The sequence below is a fragment of the Lysobacter sp. Hz25 genome (genome assembly GCF_046097045.1).
Taxonomy (GTDB): Bacteria; Pseudomonadota; Gammaproteobacteria; order Xanthomonadales; family Xanthomonadaceae; genus Lysobacter; species Lysobacter antibioticus_B.
In genome coordinates, this window is record NZ_CP175666.1 from 1,438,677 (window position 1) to 1,460,783 (window position 22,107).

Consider the following 22,107-nt stretch of genomic DNA (forward strand, 5'->3'; position numbering starts at 1 on the left):
TGCGCCCGCGCGCCGTCCCATGCGAACATAGCGGTATGACCGAAGACCGCATCATCGCTGCCTCCTCGACCCGTGAAGACGACGCCATCGAGGCCTCGATCCGGCCCAAGCGCCTGGACGAGTACCTCGGTCAGCAGCCGGTGCGCGAGCAGCTCAAGATCTACATCGAGGCCGCCAAGCACCGCGGCGAGGCCCTCGATCACGTGCTGATCTTCGGCCCGCCGGGCCTGGGCAAGACCACGCTCAGCCACGTCATCGCCAACGAGCTCGGGGTCAATCTGCGCCAGACCTCGGGCCCGGTGATCGAGAAGGCCGGCGACCTGGCCGCCCTGCTGACCAATCTGCAGCCGCACGACGTGCTGTTCGTCGACGAGATCCACCGCCTCTCGCCCGTGGTCGAGGAAGTGCTGTATCCGGCGATGGAGGACTACCAGATCGACATCATGATCGGCGAAGGCCCGGCCGCGCGCTCGATCAAGCTCGACCTGCCGCCGTTTACCCTGATCGGCGCGACCACGCGCGCCGGCCTGCTGACCGCGCCGCTGCGCGACCGCTTCGGCATCGTCCAGCGCCTGGAGTTCTACAACACCGAGGACCTGACCCGGATCGTGCGCCGCTCGGCGCAGATCCTCGGCATTTCCTGCGCCCCCGAGGGCGCGGCGGAAATCGCCCGCCGTTCGCGCGGCACCCCGCGCATCGCCAACCGCCTGCTGCGGCGGGTGCGCGACTTCGCCCAGGTGCGCGCCGGCGGCAACATCGATCTGCAGACCGCCGATGCCGCCATGGCCATGCTCAAGGTCGATCCGGAAGGCTTCGACGATCTCGACCGGCGCCTGCTGCGCACCATCATCGAATCCTTCGACGGCGGCCCGGTCGGGGTCGAGTCGCTGGCGGCCGCGCTCAGCGAGGAACGCGGCACGCTCGAGGACGTGATCGAGCCCTTCCTGATCCAGCAGGGCTATCTGATCCGCACCGCGCGCGGCCGCATGGCGACCCAGCGTGCCTACCGCCATATGGGCCTGAAACCCCGCGCCGACACGGCCGGGCTGTTCGAAGAGGCCTCCGAGCCATGAGCGCGGTTGAATCGGTGTTCAGTTGGCCGACACGCGTCTATTGGGAAGATACCGACGCTGGCGGTCTGGTCTATCACGCCCAGTACCTGGCGTTCCTGGAGCGCGCGCGGACCGAATGGGTGCGCGCCCTGGGCTACGGCCAGGACGGTTTGCGCCGCGATCACGGGCTGTTGTTCGTGGTCGCGGGCATGCAGATCGGTTTCCTCAAACCGGCGCGGCTCGACGATGCGCTGGAGGTCACGGTGGAACTGCGGCGTTGCCGCCGCGCCAGCCTGATCTTCGCGCAGACCGTGCGGCGCGGCGAGGAAACGCTGATCGGCGCCGAAGTCCGGGTCGCCGCGGTGGATGCCGAGCATCTGCGTCCCTGCGCGATTCCACCGGCCTTGTTCGCGCAGTTGCAGGCGCAGGAAGTCCAGGCCGGCCGCGACGACTGAGCCCAGGCATCGCGCCCAGGTCACCGTTGAACCCAAATCATCCGGCGGTTCGTTACTCCCCACGGACCACCCAGCCCCACCACAGGCCCGCGTACCGGGCTACGGAGAACCAAGCATGACGTCATCGCTGATCGCGCTTCTGGCCACGACCGTGGAAGCCCTGCCGGAGGAAGCCGTCCAGGCCGTGACCCAAGGCGCCGCCGCGGCCGGCGAAGCCGCCAGCTTCAATCTCTGGGACCTGGTGATCAAGGCCAGCCTCCCGGTCCAGTTCATCATGGCCCTGCTGGTGATCGCCTCGATCACCTCGTGGATCATCATCTTCCGCAAATGGAAGGTGATCCGCCGCGCACGCAGCGAAGCCGATCATTTCGAAGAGCGTTTCTGGTCGGGCGCCGAGCTGTCCAAGCTGTATGCCGGCACCACCGAGCGCAACCGCGCGATGGGCGGCCTGGAGGCGATCTTCGAGGCCGGTTTCCGCGAGTTCAACCGCATCCGCCAGCGCCGCGGCGTCGACGCCCGCGCCCAGCTCGAAGGCGCCCAGCGGGCGATGCGCGCGACCGGCTCGCGCGAACTCGACGGCCTGGAACACAACCTCGAATTGCTCGCCAACATCGGCTCCACCTCGCCCTACATCGGCCTGGTCGGCACCGTGTTCGGCATCATGGTGACCATGCATTCGCTGGTTTCGGCCTCCAAGCAGGTCGGCATCGCCGACGTCGCCCCCGGCATCTCCGAGGCGTTGTTGGCCACCGCGATGGGCCTGTTCGTGGCGATCCCGGCGGTGTGGGCCTACAACCGTTTCGCCACCGGCGTGGAGCGCCTGGCCGTGCGTTACGACGCGTTCTCCGAAGAGTTCTCCTCGATCCTGCAGCGCCAGGCCCACCTGGACGAGTGATGCGGCTCGCGCCCCATCGCTTGTACGGCCGCCCGCACCGCTGCCTGCACCGCCCGCGTCCGCTGCGCCACGGCCAGCGCGACCGCAACGCGTAACCGACGAGGAATTCCGCCATGTCCGGCACCGCCATCCGCCGCCCGCGCAAACGCAAACTCAAGGCCGAGATCAACGTCGTTCCCTACATCGACGTGATGCTCGTGCTGCTGATCATCTTCATGGTCACCGCGCCGCTGCTGACCCTCGGCATCGACGTCGACCTGCCCAATTCCAACCTCAAGTCGATCGAGACCAAGCAAGACCCGGTGGTGGTCCAGGTCGACGCCCAGGGCAATTACTTCCTTGCGGTCAAGGCCGGCAGCAATGAAGCGGTCAACCGCGAAACCCTGGCGACCAAGGTCGGCGCGCTGGTCAAGCAGAACGGCAAGGAAAAACTGCAGGTCTACATCGCCGCCGACGGACGCTCGAACTATCAGCCGGTGATGGACGTGATGAACATCCTCAAGGATGTCGGCGTCGAGAAGGTCGGCCTGATGAGCCAGCCCGAGAAGGGCGCGAAGAAATGAGGGAAACCCGCGCCGACACCGCGCAAGCCATCATGCTGGCCGTGCTTCTGCACGGCCTGCTGGTCGCCGCCATCTTCCTGAGCATGCTCTGGAACTGGAACAGCGCGCAGGTGTCTGCGGCGGGCTCGCCGCTGTCCTCGGAACTGACCGACGTCAGCGATCTCTCGGCGGCGATGCAGCGCACCCTGCGCAATCGCCCCGAGCCGGTCGATCCGCTGCCGCTGCCCGAGCCGGAGGACGCTTCGCCCTTGCCGCAGCCCATTCCCGAGCCCAAGCCGCAGGACGCGACCGCGCCGCAGCAGCAATCGCCGCAAGACTTCATCCCGGTGCCGGACACAACCACGCAGGAACAGGTCGTCGACACGCCGACGCCGAACCGCGCCGAGGAACAAAAGGTCCAGGAAGCCAAAGCGCGCCAGGAACAGGTCGACCTGACCGAGCAGAAGCGTCAGGAAGAAGCGCAGCAGCAAAAGCGCCTGGCCGCCGAGCAACTGGAACGCGACAAGCAGTTGGAGAAGATCCGTGCCGAGCGCGCCAAGCTGCAGCGCGAGCAGAGCCTGAGCGAGCAGAAGCTGCAGCAGATCGCCGACGCACGCGCCGCCAAGGCCAGCCAGAACGCCGCCGCCACGGCGCCGGCGACCACCGGCAATCAGGGCGTCGACGCCGGCCTGGCGGCCAAGTACGCCGCCGCGCTGCAGGCCGCGATCGTCGAGAAGTGGACGCGCCCCGACAGCGTGCCGCTCGGCGCGGGCTGCCGCTTGAACATCCGTCAGTCGCCCGGCGGCGCCGTGCTCGCGGTCGAGGTGGTCGAGCCGTGCTCTTACGACGAGCAGGGCCGGCGTTCGATCGAAGCCGCGGTGCTCAAGGCCCAGCCCTTGCCGTATGCGGGTTTCGAGTCGGTGTTCCAGCGCAACCTCAATCTCAACTTCAAAGCCCAGGACCGCTAAGTGGGCGGGGCGAGGGGAGCGTCGATGCGTCTGAGGCTGTTGGCCGGCTTCGCGTTGTCGACGCTGTCCGCGGCCGGCCTGGCCCAGTCGGACCGGGTCGCGCAGAACCAGCAGCGCTACGCCGAAGTCCTGCGCGCCACCATCGACGAGCAATGGGCGCCGCCGGCCACCACGCCGGCCGACGCCAGTTGCAGCGTGGACCTGCGCCAGGCGCCGGGCGGTCGGGTGTTGTCGGTGCAGGTCATCGAGCCCTGCAGCCTGGACGAGGCCGGGCGGCTGTCCCTGCTCGCCGCCGTGCGCCAGGCCTCGCCGCTGCCCTACCAGGGCTATCAACAGGTGTTCCGGCCGCAGATCCAGCTCAGCTTCCGGGTCCAGGACGAGGACCCGGTGGTGTCCAAGCCCCGGCGTTGGTGGAAGCGGCTGCGCGAGCGCTGATCCATCGGCGAGGGCAGGGCCGGCCCGCCGACCTGCCGGACTCCGATCCGGGGCTGCCGAAGCCCCATTCATGTCCCAAATGAGCCGGAATGGGCGCCGATCGCGACCGTTGGGCCGATTCGGCAAGGCCGGAATGTAAATTGACCGCCGCTTTTGAGCCCACGTTCACCCTCCAACGTTAACAATGCCGAACCTGAACAACCCGCGTCGACCGATCACGGAGTGCCGATGAAACGACCCCTGCGCTGGCTGGCCTCGCTGCTGGCTCTCCTGCTTCCCCTCGCCGCCGCAGCCCAACAGCAAGGGTTGGAAATCGACATCGTCGGCGGCAACGCCTCGGCCCTGCCGATCGCGGTCGTGCCGATGCCCTACCAGGGCAGCGGCGCCGCGCCGCAGACCGACGTCGCCGAGGTCGTGCGCAACGACCTCAACCGTTCCGGCCAGTTCCGCGGCCTGCCGGTCGAGCAGATGGCGGCCAAGCCCACCAAGGGCAGCGAGATCAGCTACCCGGATTGGCGCGCGCTCAACCAGGACTACATCGTGGTCGGCCGCGTGGTCGATGCCGGCGCCGGCAGCTACCGGGTCGAGTACGAATTGTTCGACGTGGCCAAGCAGCAGCGCCTGCTCGGTTTCGCCCTGACCGCACGTTCGAACGCGATGCGCGATGTGGCCCACCAGATCGCCGATGCCGTCTACGAGAAGATCACCGGCGTGCGCGGCGCGTTCTTCACCCGCATCGCCTACGTCACCGCCACCGGCGTCGGCCGCGGCAGCAACTACGCGCTGATGGTCGCCGACTCCGACGGCTACAACCCGCAGACCGTGGTGCGCTCGCCCGAGCCGCTGCTGTCGCCGTCGTGGAGCCCGGACGGCGCGCGCCTGGCCTACGTCAGCTTCGAGGGCGGTAATTCCTCGATCTACATCCAGAACATCGGCACTGGCAGCCGCGAGTTGATCGCCAAGTTCCGCGGCATCAACGGCGCCCCGGCGTTCTCGCCGGACGGCCGCCGCCTGGCCCTGACCCTGTCGCGCAGCGGCAACCCCGAGATCTACGTGATGGACCTCGGCAGCAAGGCGCTGACCCAGCTGACCAACCACTTCGGCATCGACACCGAGCCGACCTGGGCCGCCGACGCCAGCAAGATCTATTTCACCTCCGACCGCGGCGGCAAGCCGCAGATCTACCAGGTTTCGGCCAGCGGCGGCGGCGCCACCCGCGTCACCTTCCAGGGCAGCTACAACGCCAGCGCCAGTGTTTCGTTCGACGGCAAGAAGATCGCCACCGCGCAGGGCGCCGGCAATACCTATCGGATCGCGATGATGGACAGCAGCCTGGGCTCGCCGCGCTGGAGCACGCTGTCGCCGGGTTCGCTGGACGAGTCGCCGAGCTTTGCCCCGAATGCCTCCATGATCATTTATGCTGCGCGCGAAGGACGCCGTGGCGTGCTCTATGCCGTTTCAGCCGATGCCCGGGTGCGCCAGCGCCTGGTGCTCGCCGACGGCGACGTGCGCGAACCGGCCTGGGGACCCTACCGCCTGCCGCGATAAGCGGCCGGGCGTTTCCCTGCGCGCGGACGCGCCACACCCCCGAACGACTCCTGCCCCACGTTACAAACTGACGAGGAATACCAATGAACAACACCGCCCGCATCCTGCTCGCCGCCGTGCTGTGTACCGCGGCCGTCGCCTGCTCGAAGAAGGTCAAGGAAGCTCCGCCGACCGATTCCGGCACCGGCCCGTCCACCACCGTGCCGTCCGACACCGGTCCGGTCGCCTCGGGCGCTTACGGCCCGAACGACCTCGACACCGATGCCTGCCTGCGCCAGCGCGTGGTCTACTTCGATCTCGACCAGGATTCGCTGAAGCCGGAATTCCAGGCCATCGTCGGTTGCCACGCCAAGTACCTGCGCGACCGCCCGTCCTCGCGCATGACCCTCGAAGGCAACGCCGACGAGCGCGGCAGCCGCGAGTACAACCTCGGCCTCGGCGAGCGTCGCGGCAACGCGGTGTCCTCGGCGATCCAGGCCAACGGCGGTTCGGGCAGCCAGATCACCGTGACCTCCTACGGCGAAGAGCGCCCGGTCTGCACCGAGTCGAACGAAGACTGCTGGGCCAAGAACCGTCGCGTCGAAATCGTCTACACCGCCAAGTAATAGCGGTGTCGCGCAGGGCGGCGCCGGGGCATCGGCGCCGTCCACCGACCGAACGAAGAACGAAGGTTGATCTAAGCGATGCGTAAGTTCGCACTAGCCTTGGCGATCGCGGCGGCCTGCCTGGCCGCCACGCCCGCGTTCGCCCAGCGCGCCAGCCTCGCCGACCGCGTCGCGGTCCTCGAGCAGCGCGCCTCGGACAACCAGGCCAACCTCGACTTGCTCAACCAGGTCACCCAGCTCAAGACCGAGCTGCAGGCCCTGCGCGCCCAGGTCGAGGAACTGCAGCAGACGACCAAGCAGCTGCAGGACACGAACAAGGCGCAGTACCTGGACACCGACAACCGCCTCAACCGCCTCGAAGGCGGGGTGGCGCCGTCGGCTCCGGCCGCTGCACCGCAGGCACCCCCTGCACCGTCGCCCTCGGCGGCGGTGAGGGACAGCGCACCGGTGGTGCACGGCGATGCCGGTCTGCTCGCCCAGAGCGGCGACGAGCGCGGCGCCTACGACACCGCCTTCAATGCGCTCAAGGCCGGCCAGTACGTCGAGTCGGCCCGGCTGTTCCAGGCGTTCCTGGCCAACTACCCGAGCGGTGCCTACGCGCCCAACGCGCTGTACTGGCTCGGCGAAAGCTATTACGTCACCCAGAATTACCAGCTCGCGCAGGAAGAATTCCAGACCCTGCTCGATCGCTACCCGACCCACGACAAGGCCGCCGGCGCGCTGCTCAAGGTCGGTCTGGCCCAGTTCGGCCTCAAACAGGTCGATGCCGCCGAGCGCACGCTCGCCGACGTCGCTACCCGCTATCCCGGCACCGACGCCGCCCGCACGGCTTCCGATCGCCTCAATGCGATCCAGCTGAGCCGGCTGCGCAACTGACCGATACCCGATGAACGCCGTTGCCACCGAGACGGCCGCAGCGTCGTCCGAACGCCTGCGGCTGACCGAAATCTTCCTGTCGCTGCAAGGCGAGTCGAACAGCATCGGCTGGCCGACCGTCTTCGTGCGCCTGACCGGCTGCCCCCTGCGCTGTCAGTACTGCGATACCGCCTATGCCTTCCACGGCGGCGAATGGTGGGAATTCGACGCCATCCTGGCCGAGGTCGCCAAGCACGGCGCCCGCCATGTCTGCGTCACCGGCGGCGAGCCGCTCGCGCAAAAGCGCTGCATCGCCCTGCTGCAGAAACTCTGCGATGCCGGCTATGAGGTCTCGCTGGAAACCTCCGGCGCGATCGACATCGGCCCGGTCGACCCGCGCGTCTCGCGCGTGCTCGACATCAAGACCCCCGATTCCAAGGAAGCCCACCGCAACCTGTGGAGCAACCTGCCGCTGCTGACCGCCCGCGACCAGATCAAGTTCGTGATCTGCAGCCGCGAGGACTACGAGTGGTCCAAGGGCATCGTCGCCGAGCACCGCCTGACCGGGATCTGCGACGTCCTGTTCTCGCCGAGCTTCACCCAGGTCAAGCCGAGCGATCTGGCCGACTGGATCGTCGCCGACCGCCTGCAGGTACGATTCCAGCTGCAACTGCACAAGATTCTCTGGAACGACGAACCGGGGCGGTGAGAGGCCGGGTTTCGGGACTCGGGGCTCGGGACTCGAGTGCGTGACCGAGACTCGTCCCGAGCTGGAAGCGCCGATAAGGACTTCGGCTCTCGTTGCTGGCTCTGCTCGTGCTCGTCATTCCCGCGAAGGCGGGAGTCCAGAGACTTCAGAGTCATGCCGCGGTGAAGCCCTCGATCCCCGCCTTCGCGGGGATGACGAACCCGGCATCAGCTTCATCGTTTAGCCTTTACCGATTCCCGATTCCCGATTCCCGATTCCCGATTCCCGACCCGACCTCATGAAAAAAGCCGTCGTCCTCGTTTCCGGTGGCATGGACTCCGCCGTCGTCATCGCCATCGCGCGCGAACAGGGCTATGCCGTGCACGCGCTCAGCGTGCGCTACGGCCAGCGCCATACCTCCGAACTCGACGCCGCCGCCCGCATCGCCGGCTCGCTCGGCGCGGTCGCGCACAAGACCGTCAGCGTCGACCTGCGCAGCATCGGCGGCTCGGCCCTGACCGACGAGGCCATCTCGGTGCCGCTCGACAACGACGGCCACGCCATCGGCGCGGCCGCGGCCAAGGACGACATCCCGGTCACCTACGTGCCGGCGCGCAACACCATCATGCTGTCGATCGCCCTGGGCTGGGCCGAAGTGCTCGGCGCCAACGACATCTTCTGCGGCGTCAACGCCGTCGACTACTCCGGCTACCCCGACTGCCGCCCCGAGTTCGTCGAGGCCTTCGAGCGCCTGGCCAACCTGGCGACCAAGGCCGGCGTCGAGGGCGCGGGCCTGCGGGTGCAGGCCCCGCTGCAGTTCATGAGCAAGGCCGATATCGTCCGCGAGGGCCTGCGCCTGGGCGTGGACTTCGCCGAGACCGTCTCGTGCTACCAGGCCGATGCCGACGGCCGCGCCTGCGGCCATTGCGACGCCTGCCGCCTGCGCGCCGAAGGCTTCAGCGCGGCCGGCGTGGCCGACCCGACCCGCTACGTCTGAGGCCGGCCGTCTGAACAGCTTTGGCCTGGGGGGCCTGACTGCGCCCCACAGGTTTTGTTAGAATCACCGGCCCGGCGCAGCGCCGGGACCGCAGCAACCGCTTCGGGTCGTTAGCTCAGTCGGTAGAGCAGAAGACTTTTAATCTTTTGGTCGAAGGTTCGAATCCTTCACGACCCACCAAACAAGAAAAGCACCTGGACTCGCGTCCAGGTGCTTTTTTCTTTGCGGGCGCCGTCGGCGCCGATCAGTGCCCAGCTTGCTTGAGCTGGATGGGCCGATACAGCGAACGAGATAACCGTTGCTTCGGCCAGGAGTCGTACAGACGACCAGCTACCCCCGTTGCTTCGAGCGCAGCGCGTTACGCGTGAGCGCACAAGCGCAGCGATTCGATCGGTCCCGTCTGACAGGCGAGGGCTTGCGCGTGAGCGCGTTCCCATGCCGCCCAAGCCACCCGGCGCGCTTCGGGCCAAGCGAGCGGCGAGTTTCCCTTCAGCGCTTCATAGCGACCGCGCAAGTCCGAACGCGGATCGTCGAAGAAACGCTCCGGATGCTCTTCGAAGGTCATCATGCCCAGATACAGCGCAGGGCCGTAATCGCGAAAGGTGAGCCCCGGTCGGTGGAACGGCGCCGACGGATAGTTCAGGACCCAATAACTCAGGTTCGCGTCCGCAACCCGGCGGACGTACTTCGGAATCGGCTTCATGACCATGACGACGCACTCGGCTTGATCGCCCCCGGACCGCAACGATGGCGCAGTCCGGGCGGCGATGCGTAAAGGGCGCGTGAGGGTGTTGCTAATCCGAGCGGTCCGTCGCGAATTCATACGATTTGTACTTTCGGTCAGATAACGGCAAAGCGAGCTAGCAGTGGCTAGCTGTATGTGCCTAGACATGAGCAGTCCCGGGGCTCTTGGCGCGAGTCAGGTGTGATTGGTTGCCCCAATCTCGGCTCAAATTTTCTGTTCAGCAGAAAGTTGTTTGCCTGTCGAAAGGTCAAGTGCGTAAGTCTCCCCGCCCTCCATGAGGAAGGTAATTCGATCGGAGTCTGTCGAGATCAATTCATCATCCCAAGGCTTCTATTTATGCCATGCCATTTTTCCGTCGACGGAGACTGCAAAAACGCCTCCTTCATAGACGCAAAGTAAGAATTGTCCACACTGTTTGAATTCGATCTTGTAGAAACCGGTGTCGTCGTTTTCGCCTCGAAATAGTTCGATATTTTCAATGGTATGGGCTGGGCTCATTTTGAATAATAGACAGCGTCTGAGGCCAGTAACGATGAGTAAGCGATCCCATTGGACTGATTCTACGTTAGGCATTATTTGCCGGGTTTCTGTTGAAAATTGAAGCTCGGCAAAGTCTTTTTCAATCCATTGCTGGTCATTGAATGTAAATGCAATGTCAGCAGGCCGCTCGCCTTTATTCATGTGCGCAATGGCAAGCAGCGAATTCCCAAGGGTGACGAGCTTGTCCGTGGTGATTGTGACTTCTTTTAGTTCGATCATCGTGTTGTTCCGCCCATTTCGTTTATGGCTCTTTTTAGGGCTTTGTCATTCGTGATTAGTGGGGCCCTGTTTTCCAGGGCTGCTTGGCCACGGCTGCGGAAGATGGGCTCTGAACCGGTTGCTGGCCGCCAATATCCGGCTGATTTTCAAGCGCAGCAACGGCCGCAGATGCGGCCCTTGTTGTTTGCAACCTCTCCGGCGCTATCTACCGGTACGGGCACTTTGACTTGGCTATTTGAATCGGCTCAGTTGTTCGTGGCGATTTCAATTGGCCGGTGGCCCCATTGCCGCATCAGTCTTTCATCAATTGTGCGGTTTCGTTCGAGTAATCGCCAAGGCGATCGAACATGTCCGCAAACCAGCGCACCGCTTCGGCTGAAAAATCATCAGATTCGGGTTCTGCGTAAAGAACACATATAACAGCTCGCATCGCTGCATCCTCGCGGTCTTGGATCTCGGTGCTTCGATGCTTGGAGTCCAGATAGTTCCAGCAATCAATGCGGGCAGTTAGCAAGTCCTCCGCTTGCCCTTCTCCGCTCAGCCAGAATGCCGTAGCCAAGTTCAACGCATTCCGTCCGGTTTCTGGAAGGAATTCCTGGGCGAGAGGCAAGCAGCGACAAATAAAACGCATAAGGATTACGTGCGCTTCTGTGGCGCTAAATTTCTGCGTCACTTTGGCTAAATAGATTTCCAATTCATTCCTGGCAATCATATTTGACTCCGAGCCGATCTAAGGCGTCTTTGCTGCTCGAACAGGTAGGCTTTGGGGGCGTGTCTTTTTGCTGCAGTCCCCATATTCATTGCCCAGCGAGTTGGCCCCAGGCCGACACGATGCCTCAGTAATCCGGAAACTGTTACGAGCGTACTGGATTCGCGCCCCTGCTTCGTCATGACTAGCGGATACACGATCCGCAACCGGAACTCAGAGACACCATGTCCAACTACCGCAACAAGATCCTGTCTTTCGCCGCCTTGGCCGTGGCACTGGCGCCGATGCTGGCTTCGGCGCAGGACGCCACCGCCAAGCGGGTGGCCGATTTCGTCGAGTGCAAGCTCAGCATGGAACAGGTCAACGCGTTCGGCGAGGAGCTCAACGCCGAACAGATCGAGGGCCTGGCCCAGACCGACGATGGCGGCGACGCCGCGTTGATGCTGTGGAAGAGCGCGCAGCCGCTGTCGGCGTGGGGCGAGAAGTCGAGCTACGTCAACTTCCCGAGCCGGCAGGAAATGCACCTGGCCTATAAGGTGCCGGCCGGGCAGGAGTTGAAGGTCGGCGAGGCGCTGGCCAAGCGCATCGGCGGCATGAGTCCGCGCCCCGATCTGGCGGCGATGATCGAGACTTACGACTGGAAGGGGCTGGACTATCGCAAGGTGTTGCCGGGCGAGAAGACGGTGCGCGTGTTGGTCGATGTCTCGTATGCGCCGGGCTGGGTGACGGTGGGTTGCGGGTACGGCGACGCGATCCAGTAAGCGTCGGAGTTTGCGTTGGGCCCAGCGGCTCGACGCCTCTCGGTTCGGCGCAAGAGACCGTAAGGTCGACGATGCTGCCGCGGTCTGGACCGCTCGTGGCCCGGTGCATCGAACCGGCGCCATGGAAGCGAGCACTAAGCGACAGGCACTCGGCTGCCGAGTGCCTCGGAGCCGTAAGCCGCAAAGGATCACTGCTCGACGCCATGTAGCACGACGGACGGACGCGAAGTTACGCCGTCATCGACGCGCTTCGCAGGCCGGATTTGCACGAATCCGAGACTGGCAACTGGTCCGGTCGGATTCGCGGGGACTGGCTCACTCAAGGAACCAGTCGGGCCGTAGCGTGAGGCCTCGAAGTGGCGATGCATGCGAGGGCGGCCTCGGGCCGTCCGTGCCCGGTGGGCCGATTGCGCGCATCGCCTTGCTGTCTCTTATCGAGGAATCCGTATGACTGTGTACTCCTCGCGCCTATGGGCGCGAACGTCGGTGGCTGCCTGTGTTTTACTCGCGCTGTGGTGGTCGGGCGGCGTTCGGCCAGCACGGGCCGAAACCGGCAAGGACTACGCGCAACAGGTCGGCGCGCGCCTGGTCGGGCAAGCGGTGCCGGCGCTCGTTCTGACTACCGTCGATGGTCAGCGCTTGGACTTGGGCGCCTTGCGCGGCCGCAAGGCGGTGTATTTGAAGTTCTGGGCCACCTGGTGCGTGCCCTGCCGGGAGCAGATGCCGCATTTCGAGAAGGCACAGCGCAGTGCCGGCGACGATCTGCAGGTGGTCGCGGTCAATATCGGTTTCGACGACACGGCCGAGCAGATCAAGGCGTATCGGCGCGAGCTCGGCTTGAGCATGCCGATCGTGCGCGACGACGACGGTTCGCTCGGCGAACGCTTCGGCTTGCGGGTCACGCCGCAGCACGTAGTGATCGGCAAAGACGGCACCGTCCGTTATGTCGGGCATCTGGCCGATGCGCGGCTCGATGCCGCGGTCGCGCAGGCGCGGAGCATGCCGGGGTTCGATGCGCGCGCGCTCGTCGGGGAAACGCCTGCCGCACCTGCACGGAATATTCTCCGAATCGGCGAGCCGGTGCCGACATCGAAGATCCTCACCCTCGAAGCGCGCAAGCTCGCCTTGACCGATCCGCTGGGCCTGCGACCGAGCGTGTTGGCTTTCCTCTCGCCTTGGTGCGAAAGCTATTTGCAGAAGACGCGGCCGCAATCGTCGAAGCAATGCCGCGTGCTGCGCGAGCAATTGGTATCTCTGGGGCGCGACCGTCGCGTGCGTTGGGTCGGCATCGCCTCGGGCTTGTGGGCGTCGGAGCAGGACCTGCGCGATTACCGCAACGAGCACCGGGTGCCGGTGCCGTTGAGTCTGGATCGCGACGGCGTGCTGTTTCGTCGTTTCGGCATCCGGCGCGTGCCGGCCGTGCTGGTCGTCGGCGCCGATGGACGGCTGCTGCGGCGCATCGAGGTCGACGATGCGTTGCCGTCGCGTCTGCAGTCCCTGCTCGGTGGGGCGGGCGGCATGGCGCGCGGCGACGCGGCAGGGGCTCGTTGAATGACCGATCTGCTGCGCAATGCCCGAGCCCTGCGATGGGCCGGTTCGACGGCACGCGGTCTGGTATTGGCGGCGGCGGTGCTGCTGTCGCCTTCGATTGGGTTCGCCGAGGAGGCGACTACCAGTGCCGCTTCCGATAGCGGCGCTTCCGATCCGGGCCGCTCGGTCGTCGATGCCGAGCCGCTGCCGGTCGAACAAGCTTTCGCATTGACCTCGAAACTGCTGGAAGACGGCAGCGTGGCCTTGGAATGGCGGATGCCGCCGGGCTATTACCTGTACCGCGACCGGTTTTCCCTGCGGGCCGCCGATGCGCCGCAAGCGCTCGGCGGGCTGCAATGGTCCGAAGGCCGGCAACACAAGGACCCGCAGTTCGGCGAGGTCACGGTGTTCTACGAACATGCGCGGCTGCGCGTCCCACTGCGGTCGGATGCGCCGCTGCCGCAGCGGCTGGAACTCACGTTGAGCTTCCAGGGCTGCCTGGAGAACAGCGTTTGTTATCCGCCCACGCTGCGGCGGCTGTCGTTCGATGTTCCGCCGTCGCTGCGTGCGCAAGAACAGGCCTCATCGCCCTGGTGGGGCATGTTGCTGATGGCGTTCGCCGGCGGCCTGTTGTTGAACCTGATGCCTTGCGTGTTGCCGGTGTTGTCGCTGAAAGCCTTCTCGATCCTGCACGCGGCGGACGACTCGGTCGGGGCCAAGCGGCGTGCGCTGGCCTACACCGCCGGCGTGGTGTCGTCGTTCGCTGCATTGGGCGGGGTGGTGTTGGCCTTGCGGGCCGCCGGCGGCGGCGCGGACTGGGGTTTCCACATGCAGCAACCGTGGGTGATCGGCCTGTTGGTGCTGGTGATGTTGGCGGTCGGCCTGGGCTTGTCCGGCGTGATCAATTTCGGCGCCGGCCTGGCCGGTGTCGGTCAACGACATGCCCAGGGCCGTGGGTTACTCGGCGACTTCGTCACCGGCGTGTTGGCCTGCGTCGTCGCCAGCCCGTGTACCGCGCCGTTCATGGGCGCGTCGGTGGCCTATGCCTTGGCTTCGCCGCAGCCGTGGCTGGCGTTGGCGGTATTCGTCGTGCTGGGGCTCGGGCTGGCGGCGCCGTTCCTGCTGATCGCATTCGTGCCGCGCGCCGCGCGCTGGCTGCCCAGGCCGGGGGCCTGGATGGACGGCTTGAAGCAATGGCTGGCCTTCCCGATGTACGCCACCGCGGTGTGGCTGCTGTGGGTACTCGGCAAGCAACGCGGCGTGGACGCGATGGCGATCGTATTGTTGGCCGCGCTGGTGCTGATCCTCGGGCTGTGGTGGTTCGAGAAGCATCGCTTCGGCGGGGCCCGGCATCGCCTGCTCGCGGTCCTCATCGTTGCCTTGTCGCTCTCGCCGCTGGCGATGTTGGGGGCGCGCACAGGCGATGCGGGGCCGTCCGTCGCGTCGAAAGCCGGACTGCCGCCCGGCGCGGAGCGTTTCACCCCCGCACGGCTCGCAGAATTGCGCGGCCAGGGCCGTGCGGTGTTCGTCAACGTCACCGCCGACTGGTGCCTGACTTGCAAGGTCAACCAGACCGCCGTGCTCGAACGCGACGGCTTTCGCGCTCTGCTGAAAGACGCCGATGCGGTGTACTTGGTCGCGGACTACACCCAGCCCGATGCGGTCATCGCCGCCTGGCTCAAGCAGCAGGGTGCGGTCGGCGTGCCCTTGTACGTTGGTTACGACCGCGAGGGGCGGCGGACGAAACTGCCCGCGGTGCTGTCCTTGCAGGGCATCGCCGATGCCCTGGAGCACGGCGGTTCGCCGGCCTCGCCGATGCTGGGCGGTTAGCGCGGTCAGCGCGGCCGGCCGTCGCGGCCGGCCAGTCATACAGGTGTGAGAGCTCTTCACGGCGGCCGGATTAGAGTCCGGCTTCGACGCCAGCCATTCGCCACGTCAGCCGCTTCGCGCTCCGTCGTGGTCCGCTCGCATCGCCGTTGGCCGCCGTCGACTGGCGGCGGCCCGATACCACGGTGGTTTGACGCCACGGTGGCCCGACCCTGAGGAGAGCGTCATGTCTGCGAATCGCCCACACCAAGACCTTCCGTATCCGAGCGTCGACGAGATGCTGGGCGAAGCGCTGTATCCGCACGAGTCCGATCTGGCGCTGCAGATCGCCGATGCGATCGAGAAATCGATCCGCGAGCAGTACCGGCCCGGGCAGGCGCGGCGCGACGCGCATCCCAAGGCGACCGGCTTCGTCGAGGCCGAGTTCCGCGTCAACGATTCGCTGCCGCCGGAGCTGGCCCAGGGCGTGTTCGTGCCCGGCAAGGTCTATCAGGCGTGGATCCGTTTCTCCAACGGGGCCGGCGACCCGACGCGTTCGGACGACAACGACGACGGCCGCGGCATGGCGATCAAGCTGCTCGGGGTGCCGGGCGAGAAATTGCTCGAGAACGATCGCGAAGCCACCACCCAGGACTTCGTCATGATCAATCACCCGGTGTTCCTGGCCAACGATCCGCATCGTTATCTGTCCCTGGTCGAGAAAGCCAGCAGCGGCCGCTTGCTCGACAAGGTCACGATCCCGTTCGCGCTCGGCCTGAAGGGCACTTTGCGCGCCAAGGAAATCAGCAGCGGCAAGATTTCCAACCCGCTGCAGATCCGGTATTTCTCCGCGGTGCCGTATCAGCTCGGGGTGGGCGCCGAGCGCCGGGCGATCAAGTTTTCGGTGATGCCCGCCACGGCCGAGGTCGACCCGATGCCGGCGCAGCGCGGCCCCGATTATCTGCGCGAGGCGATGAAGCGCACGCTCGCCGAACACGATGTGGTCCTGAAATTCCTGGTCCAGCCCAGGACCTCCGACAGCATGAGCGTCGAAGATTCGATGACCGCCTGGGACGAGGCGCAGGCGCCGTTCCATGAAGTCGCGACGATCCACATCCCGCGCCAGGAATTCGACACCCCCGAGCGCAACCGTCTCGGCGAGGACATCGCCTACAGCCCCTGGCATTCGTTGCCCGAGCACCGCCCGCTGGGCTCGACCAACCGCTTGCGCAAGCTGATCTACGACCGCATCAGCCGGGTCCGGCATGAGATGAATTCGGTCAAGCAGCGGGGGCCGTAACGCCGCGGCAGCGTGCGATCGCCGATCCGATCGGCATACGGCACCGGATTGCAGCGGCGGTGCTTGTGCAATGGCAAATCCGGGCGATTTTTTCCAATCGCGCCTGCGGATGGAATGTGCTCGCGCGCAGCGGGTTCGACCGTCGCCGAAGCTGTGCTAGTTTGGCCGACAGTCAAGAGAGCCCGCCATGTCCTCAAGCCCGCGACGCACCAAGATTCTCGCCACCCTCGGCCCGGCCACCGATCCGCCGGGCGTGCTCGACGCCTTGCTCAATGCCGGTGTCGACGTCGTCCGCCTGAATTTCTCGCACGGCGATCCGTCCTCGCAGGTCGCGCGCGCGCAGGCCGTGCGCGAGGCCGCGCTGCGGGTCGGTGTGGAGGTCGGCATCCTCGCCGATCTGCCCGGGCCGAAAATCCGCATCGAGCGTTTCGCCGAAGGCCGGGTCCTGCTCAAGGCCGGCGACCGCTTCGACCTGATCGCCAGTGCGAGCGCCCCTCCGGGCAATCTGCGTGAGGTCGGGGTGAGCTATCTCGGCCTGCCCAACGACGTCGCCCCCGGCGACGTGCTGCTGCTCGACGACGGCCTGCTGCAACTGCGCGTCGGCGCGGTCGACGGCGAGCGCATCATCACCACCGTGCTCAACGACGGCGCCCTGTCGGACCGCAAGGGCCTGAACAAGCTCGGCGGCGGCCTGTCCCTGGGCGCGCTGACCGAGCGCGACAAGGAACTGATCCTGGTCGCCGCCGAACTCGGCGCCGACTTCATCGCGGTGTCGTTCTGCCGCAATGCCGAGGACATGCACGAGGCCCGCCGCATCGCCCGCGCCGCCGGCAGCGATGCCGCGCTGGTGTCGAAGATCGAGCGCGCCGAGGCCATCGAGAACCTGGCCGAGATCGTCGATGCCAGCGACGTGGTGATGGTCGCGCGCGGCGATCTGGGCGTGGAGATCGGCGACGCCGAGCTGCCGGGCCTGCAGAAGAAGATCATCCGCGAATCGCTGGCGCGCAATCGCGTGGTCATCACCGCCACCCAGATGATGCAGTCGATGGTCGACAACCCGATCCCGACCCGCGCCGAAGTGCTGGACGTCGCCAACGCGGTGATCGACGGCACCGACGCGGTGATGCTGTCGCAGGAATCCGCGGCCGGCCGTTACCCGGTCAAGGCGGTCGAGGCGATGTCGCGCATCTGCCTCGGCGCCGAGCGCCAGTTCGACCACGACACCGATTTCGAGGCCGCGCCGCGCAACCTCGAGCGCGCCGACCAGGCCATCGCGATGGCGGCGATGTTCCTGTCCGAGCACATTGGCGTGCGCGCCATCGTCGCCATGACCGAATCCGGCGGCACCGTGCGTTTCCTCTCGCGCTTCCGCTCGAATGCGCCGATCTACGCGTTCTCGCGCCACGGCGGCGCGCGCCGGCGCATGTCGATGATGCGCGACGTCTACCCGATCGATTTCGACAGCCGCGGCCTGGCCTCGCGCGACGCCGCGCGCAACGTCGTCAAGCAGTTGTTCGATGCCGGCAAGCTGGGCCAGGGCGAGCGGGTGATCTTCACCAGCGGCGACACCATGGAACAGCACGGTGCGACCAATACCCTGCGCCTGCTGCAAGTGGGCGAGGGCGGTTGCGCCGAGGGGCTCGGCGAGCTCTGAGGCGATATGGCGGCTCGGATAAGGAGCCGCCGAACCGTCCCGGGTAGGAGCGGCGCAAGCCGCGACCGCGATACCGCGCTTACGTCGCTGCGGTGAGGTCCAGGTCGCGACTCGTAACCGAAGGAAATCCAGCCGGACGCGGCTCCTGCCCTAGGAGCGGCGCCGACACTCGTCATACGCCGACGTAGCCGCCCGCATATACCGGTTTCCACTGGCCGGATTGCTGGCTCCAGATCTGATATTCGCTGCCTTCGTACTGGTGGAGGCGGAAGATCAGTTCGGCCACACCGTCGCCGTCCAGGTCCAGGGCGTCGTGGAAGGAATGCGACTCGACCCCGTCGCCGCCGGTCTCACGTGCGACTTCCCCGACCTTGCGGTATTGCTTGCCCGAGGCCTCCAACAACAACACTGAGTCCAGGGTGGTATCGGCCTGGTCAGCGTTGCGCGGCGGCACCGCCGCCACCGCGGTGGCGACCAACAGGCGCTTGCCGCCCGCCAGGTCGAGCGCATGCACGCGCAGGCCGCTGCGCTCTTCCTCGTCATAAGGACGCAGCGCCTTTTCGACCGCGGCGCGGTCCAGGCGCTGCCGGCCCAGCACGGAACGCAGCTCGCGTTCGATCGCACGACGCTCGTCCGTGCTTACTTTCGCCGCGATGACGGCGGCACCGGCGCCGAGCGTGTCGTTGCTGGCCAGGCCGCTCAGGCGTTCGTCGCGTTCGGTCGCGGGCGGGCGGCGCACCTGCGCTTCCATGCCGAGGCCGACGGCGTCGCCGCGGTCGATGATCTGCACCAGTCCGTCGGCGGCGCCGTTGCGGTACAGGTGGAAACCGCGCCAGACCGTGTAGGTGCTGTCCGGCGCCGCGGCATCGGCATAGCGGCCGCGGCCGTCGATGCGCGCGATCGCGGTCAGGTAGCCGCCATCCACACCGAACAACAGGCGCGGCTCGCCGGCCAAGCGCTCGACCTTGGGCGCGGTCATGCGCTCGCGGCGCAGGATCGCGGCTTGTGCCGCGGCGCTGTCGCCGTCGGCCTGCAACGCGTCGATCAAGAGCTGATGGCTGTCGCGCGCGAACGGGCGCAGCGCGATCGCGCGCTCGGCGATGGTGCGCCGCTCGGCGCCGGCGGCGCGGCGGTAGTCCTGCTCCAGCGAAGCCGCGGTCGGCGCGCGCGGCCCGAGCAGGTCGGCGCGGATCCAGCCGACCGAGGGGTTCGGGCGTTCCGAGGTCGCGCGCACCCATTCGCCGAGCACGCACTGCACCTTGACCTCGGCGCCGATCGGTACCGAGGTGACCGCGCCGCCCTCGGCGCGCGGCAACGAACGCATCCGCGCGGCATCGACGACGACGTAGCGGACCGATGGCTGCGGATGCGATTCGCAATGGGCGACGGCTTCGCGGTAATCGCGGTCGGCGTCGCTGGACTGGGCGAGGGCGGTGGCGGGGAGGGCCGAAAAGGCGCTCAGCATCAGGGCCGCCTGGAGCGGCCAGGGAGTAAGGCGAAACGGGTGGTTCCGGGTCATGCGCGCGATCCTTGTGCGGCTGCGATTCGGCCGTAGAGCTTAGGTCGGTCGCCACGGCGGTGTATAGCCCGGTCGGCCAGCCCCCGCCTGTTGGGATGGCACATCTCGCTTGTTGCGATGAGCTCGGGTTACAACGGCGATCGCAACGGTCGAGTGCGGCCGCGGCGACTGGATCATCAAGGCAGGGGTTGGAATGAACAAGCGATTCAAATGGATGTGGCGGGCGGCGCTGGCCGCGTCGATGGCGGCTTCGGCGTCAGCCTGGGCCGCGGACGAGGATGCATACGACTTCGGCGGCATGTACGGTCTCTACCCGGAGGGCGGGGTAGTCAAGTACTACAACAATCCCGCGACCGGGGCGGCCAGCTGTCCGACGGGTTACGACGCCAGGCAGGTATTCGGCACCGGCAACGTGGATTGGTCTATGTTCCTGTGCACGCGCCCGCACCTCGCCGGCCGCGCGCCGTTGTACGACTTCGGTGGCATGGTCGGCCTGGCCAATGGCTCGGGCAACGGCGCCTTGCCATGGCGGGGTTACTACTACTTCGTCAACCCGTTCACGCATACCCACGAGTGCCCGACCGGCTATCAAAGCCAGCAGGTGCTGGGCACGCCGAGCGTCGATCACAATCTCTATTACTGCTATCGCCCGCATACCGAGGGCGGTCTGCGCATGGATTTCGCCGGCATGACCGGCGATGGCGCGACGCCTTATCCGAATCCGGCGACCGGCGTCGCGCACACCTGTCCGGGCGGCTACGGCAGGTACACCGCATTCGGCACGCCGAGCGTCGACTACACCTTCTATTACTGCGGGAAACCGCGTAACGCGAACCTGCAGCCGGCGGGAAAGGGCAGCCTGGGACTGGGCGAACCCATCGTGCCCAACGCGGTCGCGCGTTTCCCTGGTAATCCGGCCCAGCAGCAGGCCGAGGTCGACAGAGAGGTGTTGTTGGCAAAGGGGCTGCGCCCGCGCGTGTTCCGCATGTGGATGCTCAATACGCATATCCTGACCGACGAAAACACGCTCGGTCCCTACGCTTACCTGCATCAGCGCGCGATCCAGGCATTGGCGGACGCCAACATCACCTTGGTCGGCATGGACAACTCGTTCCCGGCTTGGTTGACCGGCGTGCCGGAGCGTTCGGGGCAATCCTGGGTCTTGCCGTGTCCGGACCAGCGTTCGGCGAATACGCCCTATGCCGAATTCCTGGCGCGCTACGAGCGAAGCTGGACCACGATCGCGAGCGCCTATCCGCAAATCAAACTGTGGCAGATCGCGAATGAGACCAACGGCGTGAGGATGGACGAAAAAGGTTTCGATGTGTTCGCCCCACCATTGGAGGGGCAACGTGGTGCCTGTCAGAACAGGCGGCTGAGGTTCACCGACCAGGACCGGGTCGACATCACCATGGACCTGATGTTTCATGCACGGCGCGGCATCAAGGCCGGCAATCCGGACGCATTGACGTTCATGCCGCCGCCTTCGCCGATGGACGATAAGACACTGGCTCCGATCGCCAATTTCATCGGATCGCTGTACGCGAATATCGCTGCCGGCAATCGCCCCAGTACCAATGCGCGCGACTACTTCGACGGTGTGTCCTGGCACCCCTATATCTTTCAGGACGCGAACCAGCAAACTTGGGTGGACCGCAACAATGCGATTCACGATGTGCTTGAACAGTACGGCGACGGCAGTGTGCCGGTGATCCTTTCCGAGGCAGGTAACTCTTCGGCGATTTCCTGTAACGCCAATTCATGCGTGGATCGTTCGCCCACGGAGTTGCGCGATTGGATGCAGCACACCTTGTCGTTGAGTCAATCTCCCGATCCTGCGGCCATGCCCTGGCTGACATATCTGATCTGGTTCCGGATGAGCGATGTCCACAGTTCGCTGTCCACAGCGCATAGCCCGCCCAGTCCGCCCATCCCTGAGTTCTATTACGGAATTCTGAAGGGCGACAGCAATCAGCCGTCCCCGTCGTCGACTCTGTTCTGTCAGTACACCGGGTGCCATGCCCTCGAGGCGATCCCGTTCTGAGCGTGGACACCGGCTTGGCGTAAATGAGCTCTGTGGACCGGCCTCATGCCTCCGGTATGAGGCCGGTCCCAAAGTCACCATCGGCTTCCTCCAGCGGCGGCTGTGACATCGATGACGGCCATGCGCTGAAAACGGTTTCCGTCGAAACTGAGCGCAAGTGCCTGATTCGACAGGCCCAAGGAGGGGGCAAGGTTCACCGTCAGCGGCTATAATCGCGGGCTTCCCACCGCTGCCGCAGGA

General features: G+C 66.0%; 21 protein-coding genes and 1 tRNA gene. 18 read left to right on the plus strand and 4 right to left on the minus strand.

Translation table 11 applies throughout. The annotated features are described in order from the left end of the window. The first annotated feature begins 35 nt into the window (after positions 1-35). The 12 genes from ruvB (at position 36) to ACKN61_RS06050 (ending at position 9,220) form a co-directional block, all read left to right on the plus strand. Positions 36-1,073 (plus strand): Holliday junction branch migration DNA helicase RuvB, encoded by a 1,038-nt coding sequence (gene ruvB, locus ACKN61_RS05995; RefSeq protein ID WP_057916999.1) that lies wholly within the window; start codon positions 36-38, stop codon positions 1,071-1,073. Next, entirely contained in the window at positions 1,070-1,507 is a 438-nt protein-coding gene (ybgC, locus tag ACKN61_RS06000) for a tol-pal system-associated acyl-CoA thioesterase (protein ID WP_408952721.1), read from the plus strand. Before ruvB ends, ybgC begins: the two co-directional genes overlap by 4 nt. A gap of 115 nt (positions 1,508-1,622) precedes the next feature. Beyond that, positions 1,623-2,402 carry a protein TolQ gene (tolQ, locus tag ACKN61_RS06005; protein ID WP_057917001.1) on the plus strand — a complete coding sequence of 260 codons (780 nt, stop codon included), beginning with the start codon at positions 1,623-1,625 and terminating at the stop codon, positions 2,400-2,402. A gap of 113 nt (positions 2,403-2,515) precedes the next feature. Next, on the plus strand, positions 2,516-2,965 hold the full coding sequence (gene tolR, locus ACKN61_RS06010; RefSeq protein WP_031373500.1) for a protein TolR: 450 nt from the start codon (positions 2,516-2,518) through the stop codon (positions 2,963-2,965). Beyond that, the gene (locus ACKN61_RS06015; RefSeq protein WP_408952722.1) at positions 2,962-3,912 is read left to right on the plus strand and encodes a cell envelope integrity protein TolA; all 951 of its coding nucleotides are present in this window, start codon (positions 2,962-2,964) and stop codon (positions 3,910-3,912) included. The genes tolR and ACKN61_RS06015 overlap by 4 nt, the downstream gene beginning before the upstream one ends. A 24-nt stretch (positions 3,913-3,936) precedes the next feature. Then, entirely contained in the window at positions 3,937-4,347 is a 411-nt protein-coding gene (locus tag ACKN61_RS06020) for a TonB C-terminal domain-containing protein (RefSeq protein ID WP_408952723.1), read from the plus strand. Between the two features lie 228 nt (positions 4,348-4,575). Then, a complete protein-coding gene (gene tolB / locus ACKN61_RS06025; protein WP_031373503.1) occupies positions 4,576-5,895 on the plus strand; it encodes a Tol-Pal system beta propeller repeat protein TolB in 1,320 nt (439 codons plus the stop codon). Between the two features lie 83 nt (positions 5,896-5,978). Continuing rightward, positions 5,979-6,500 carry a peptidoglycan-associated lipoprotein Pal gene (gene pal, locus ACKN61_RS06030; protein ID WP_031373504.1) on the plus strand — a complete coding sequence of 174 codons (522 nt, stop codon included), beginning with the start codon at positions 5,979-5,981 and terminating at the stop codon, positions 6,498-6,500. A 78-nt stretch (positions 6,501-6,578) separates the two neighbouring features. Beyond that, the gene (gene ybgF / locus ACKN61_RS06035) at positions 6,579-7,376 is read left to right on the plus strand and encodes a tol-pal system protein YbgF (protein WP_408952724.1); all 798 of its coding nucleotides are present in this window, start codon (positions 6,579-6,581) and stop codon (positions 7,374-7,376) included. 10 nt (positions 7,377-7,386) lie between these two features. Beyond that, positions 7,387-8,064 (plus strand): 7-carboxy-7-deazaguanine synthase QueE, encoded by a 678-nt coding sequence (gene queE, locus ACKN61_RS06040; RefSeq protein WP_223619777.1) that lies wholly within the window; start codon positions 7,387-7,389, stop codon positions 8,062-8,064. Positions 8,065-8,341: 277 nt separating this feature from the next. Beyond that, on the plus strand, positions 8,342-9,040 hold the full coding sequence (gene queC / locus ACKN61_RS06045) for a 7-cyano-7-deazaguanine synthase QueC (protein WP_223619778.1): 699 nt from the start codon (positions 8,342-8,344) through the stop codon (positions 9,038-9,040). 104 nt (positions 9,041-9,144) lie between these two features. Beyond that, positions 9,145-9,220, plus strand: a tRNA-Lys gene (locus ACKN61_RS06050). Between the two features lie 178 nt (positions 9,221-9,398). Here the strand turns inward: ACKN61_RS06050 and ACKN61_RS06055 are convergent. The 3 genes from ACKN61_RS06055 to ACKN61_RS06065 all read right to left on the minus strand — a co-directional run bounded on the left by ACKN61_RS06055 (position 9,399) and on the right by ACKN61_RS06065 (position 11,256). Beyond that, positions 9,399-9,749: a hypothetical protein gene (locus tag ACKN61_RS06055; protein WP_408952725.1), complete on the minus strand. Its 351-nt coding sequence runs from the start codon at positions 9,747-9,749 to the stop codon at positions 9,399-9,401. 366 nt (positions 9,750-10,115) lie between these two features. After that, complete coding sequence (locus ACKN61_RS06060; protein WP_408952726.1) at positions 10,116-10,544, minus strand: hypothetical protein; 429 nt, start codon at positions 10,542-10,544, stop codon at positions 10,116-10,118. A 292-nt stretch (positions 10,545-10,836) separates the two neighbouring features. Further along, on the minus strand, positions 10,837-11,256 hold the full coding sequence (locus ACKN61_RS06065) for a hypothetical protein (RefSeq protein WP_408952727.1): 420 nt from the start codon (positions 11,254-11,256) through the stop codon (positions 10,837-10,839). A gap of 221 nt (positions 11,257-11,477) precedes the next feature. Here ACKN61_RS06065 and ACKN61_RS06070 point away from each other — a divergent pair, with 221 nt between their 5' ends. From ACKN61_RS06070 to pyk, 5 genes are all read left to right on the plus strand, one after another. Continuing rightward, the gene (locus ACKN61_RS06070) at positions 11,478-12,014 is read left to right on the plus strand and encodes a hypothetical protein (protein ID WP_408952728.1); all 537 of its coding nucleotides are present in this window, start codon (positions 11,478-11,480) and stop codon (positions 12,012-12,014) included. A gap of 447 nt (positions 12,015-12,461) precedes the next feature. After that, entirely contained in the window at positions 12,462-13,565 is a 1,104-nt protein-coding gene (locus tag ACKN61_RS06075; protein ID WP_408952729.1) for a TlpA family protein disulfide reductase, read from the plus strand. Continuing rightward, entirely contained in the window at positions 13,566-15,374 is a 1,809-nt protein-coding gene (locus ACKN61_RS06080; RefSeq protein WP_408952730.1) for a protein-disulfide reductase DsbD family protein, read from the plus strand. Positions 15,375-15,597: 223 nt separating this feature from the next. Next, on the plus strand, positions 15,598-16,650 hold the full coding sequence (locus tag ACKN61_RS06085) for a catalase family protein (protein ID WP_408952731.1): 1,053 nt from the start codon (positions 15,598-15,600) through the stop codon (positions 16,648-16,650). A gap of 187 nt (positions 16,651-16,837) precedes the next feature. Continuing rightward, the gene (gene pyk / locus ACKN61_RS06090) at positions 16,838-18,304 is read left to right on the plus strand and encodes a pyruvate kinase (RefSeq protein ID WP_057917106.1); all 1,467 of its coding nucleotides are present in this window, start codon (positions 16,838-16,840) and stop codon (positions 18,302-18,304) included. A 172-nt stretch (positions 18,305-18,476) separates the two neighbouring features. Here the strand turns inward: pyk and ACKN61_RS06095 are convergent, their stop codons facing one another. Further along, positions 18,477-19,823 carry a hypothetical protein gene (locus ACKN61_RS06095; protein ID WP_408952732.1) on the minus strand — a complete coding sequence of 449 codons (1,347 nt, stop codon included), beginning with the start codon at positions 19,821-19,823 and terminating at the stop codon, positions 18,477-18,479. Between the two features lie 193 nt (positions 19,824-20,016). Here ACKN61_RS06095 and ACKN61_RS06100 point away from each other — a divergent pair, with 193 nt between their 5' ends. Next, the gene (locus tag ACKN61_RS06100; RefSeq protein ID WP_408952733.1) at positions 20,017-21,867 is read left to right on the plus strand and encodes a hypothetical protein; all 1,851 of its coding nucleotides are present in this window, start codon (positions 20,017-20,019) and stop codon (positions 21,865-21,867) included. Positions 21,868-22,107: the final 240 nt, after the last annotated feature.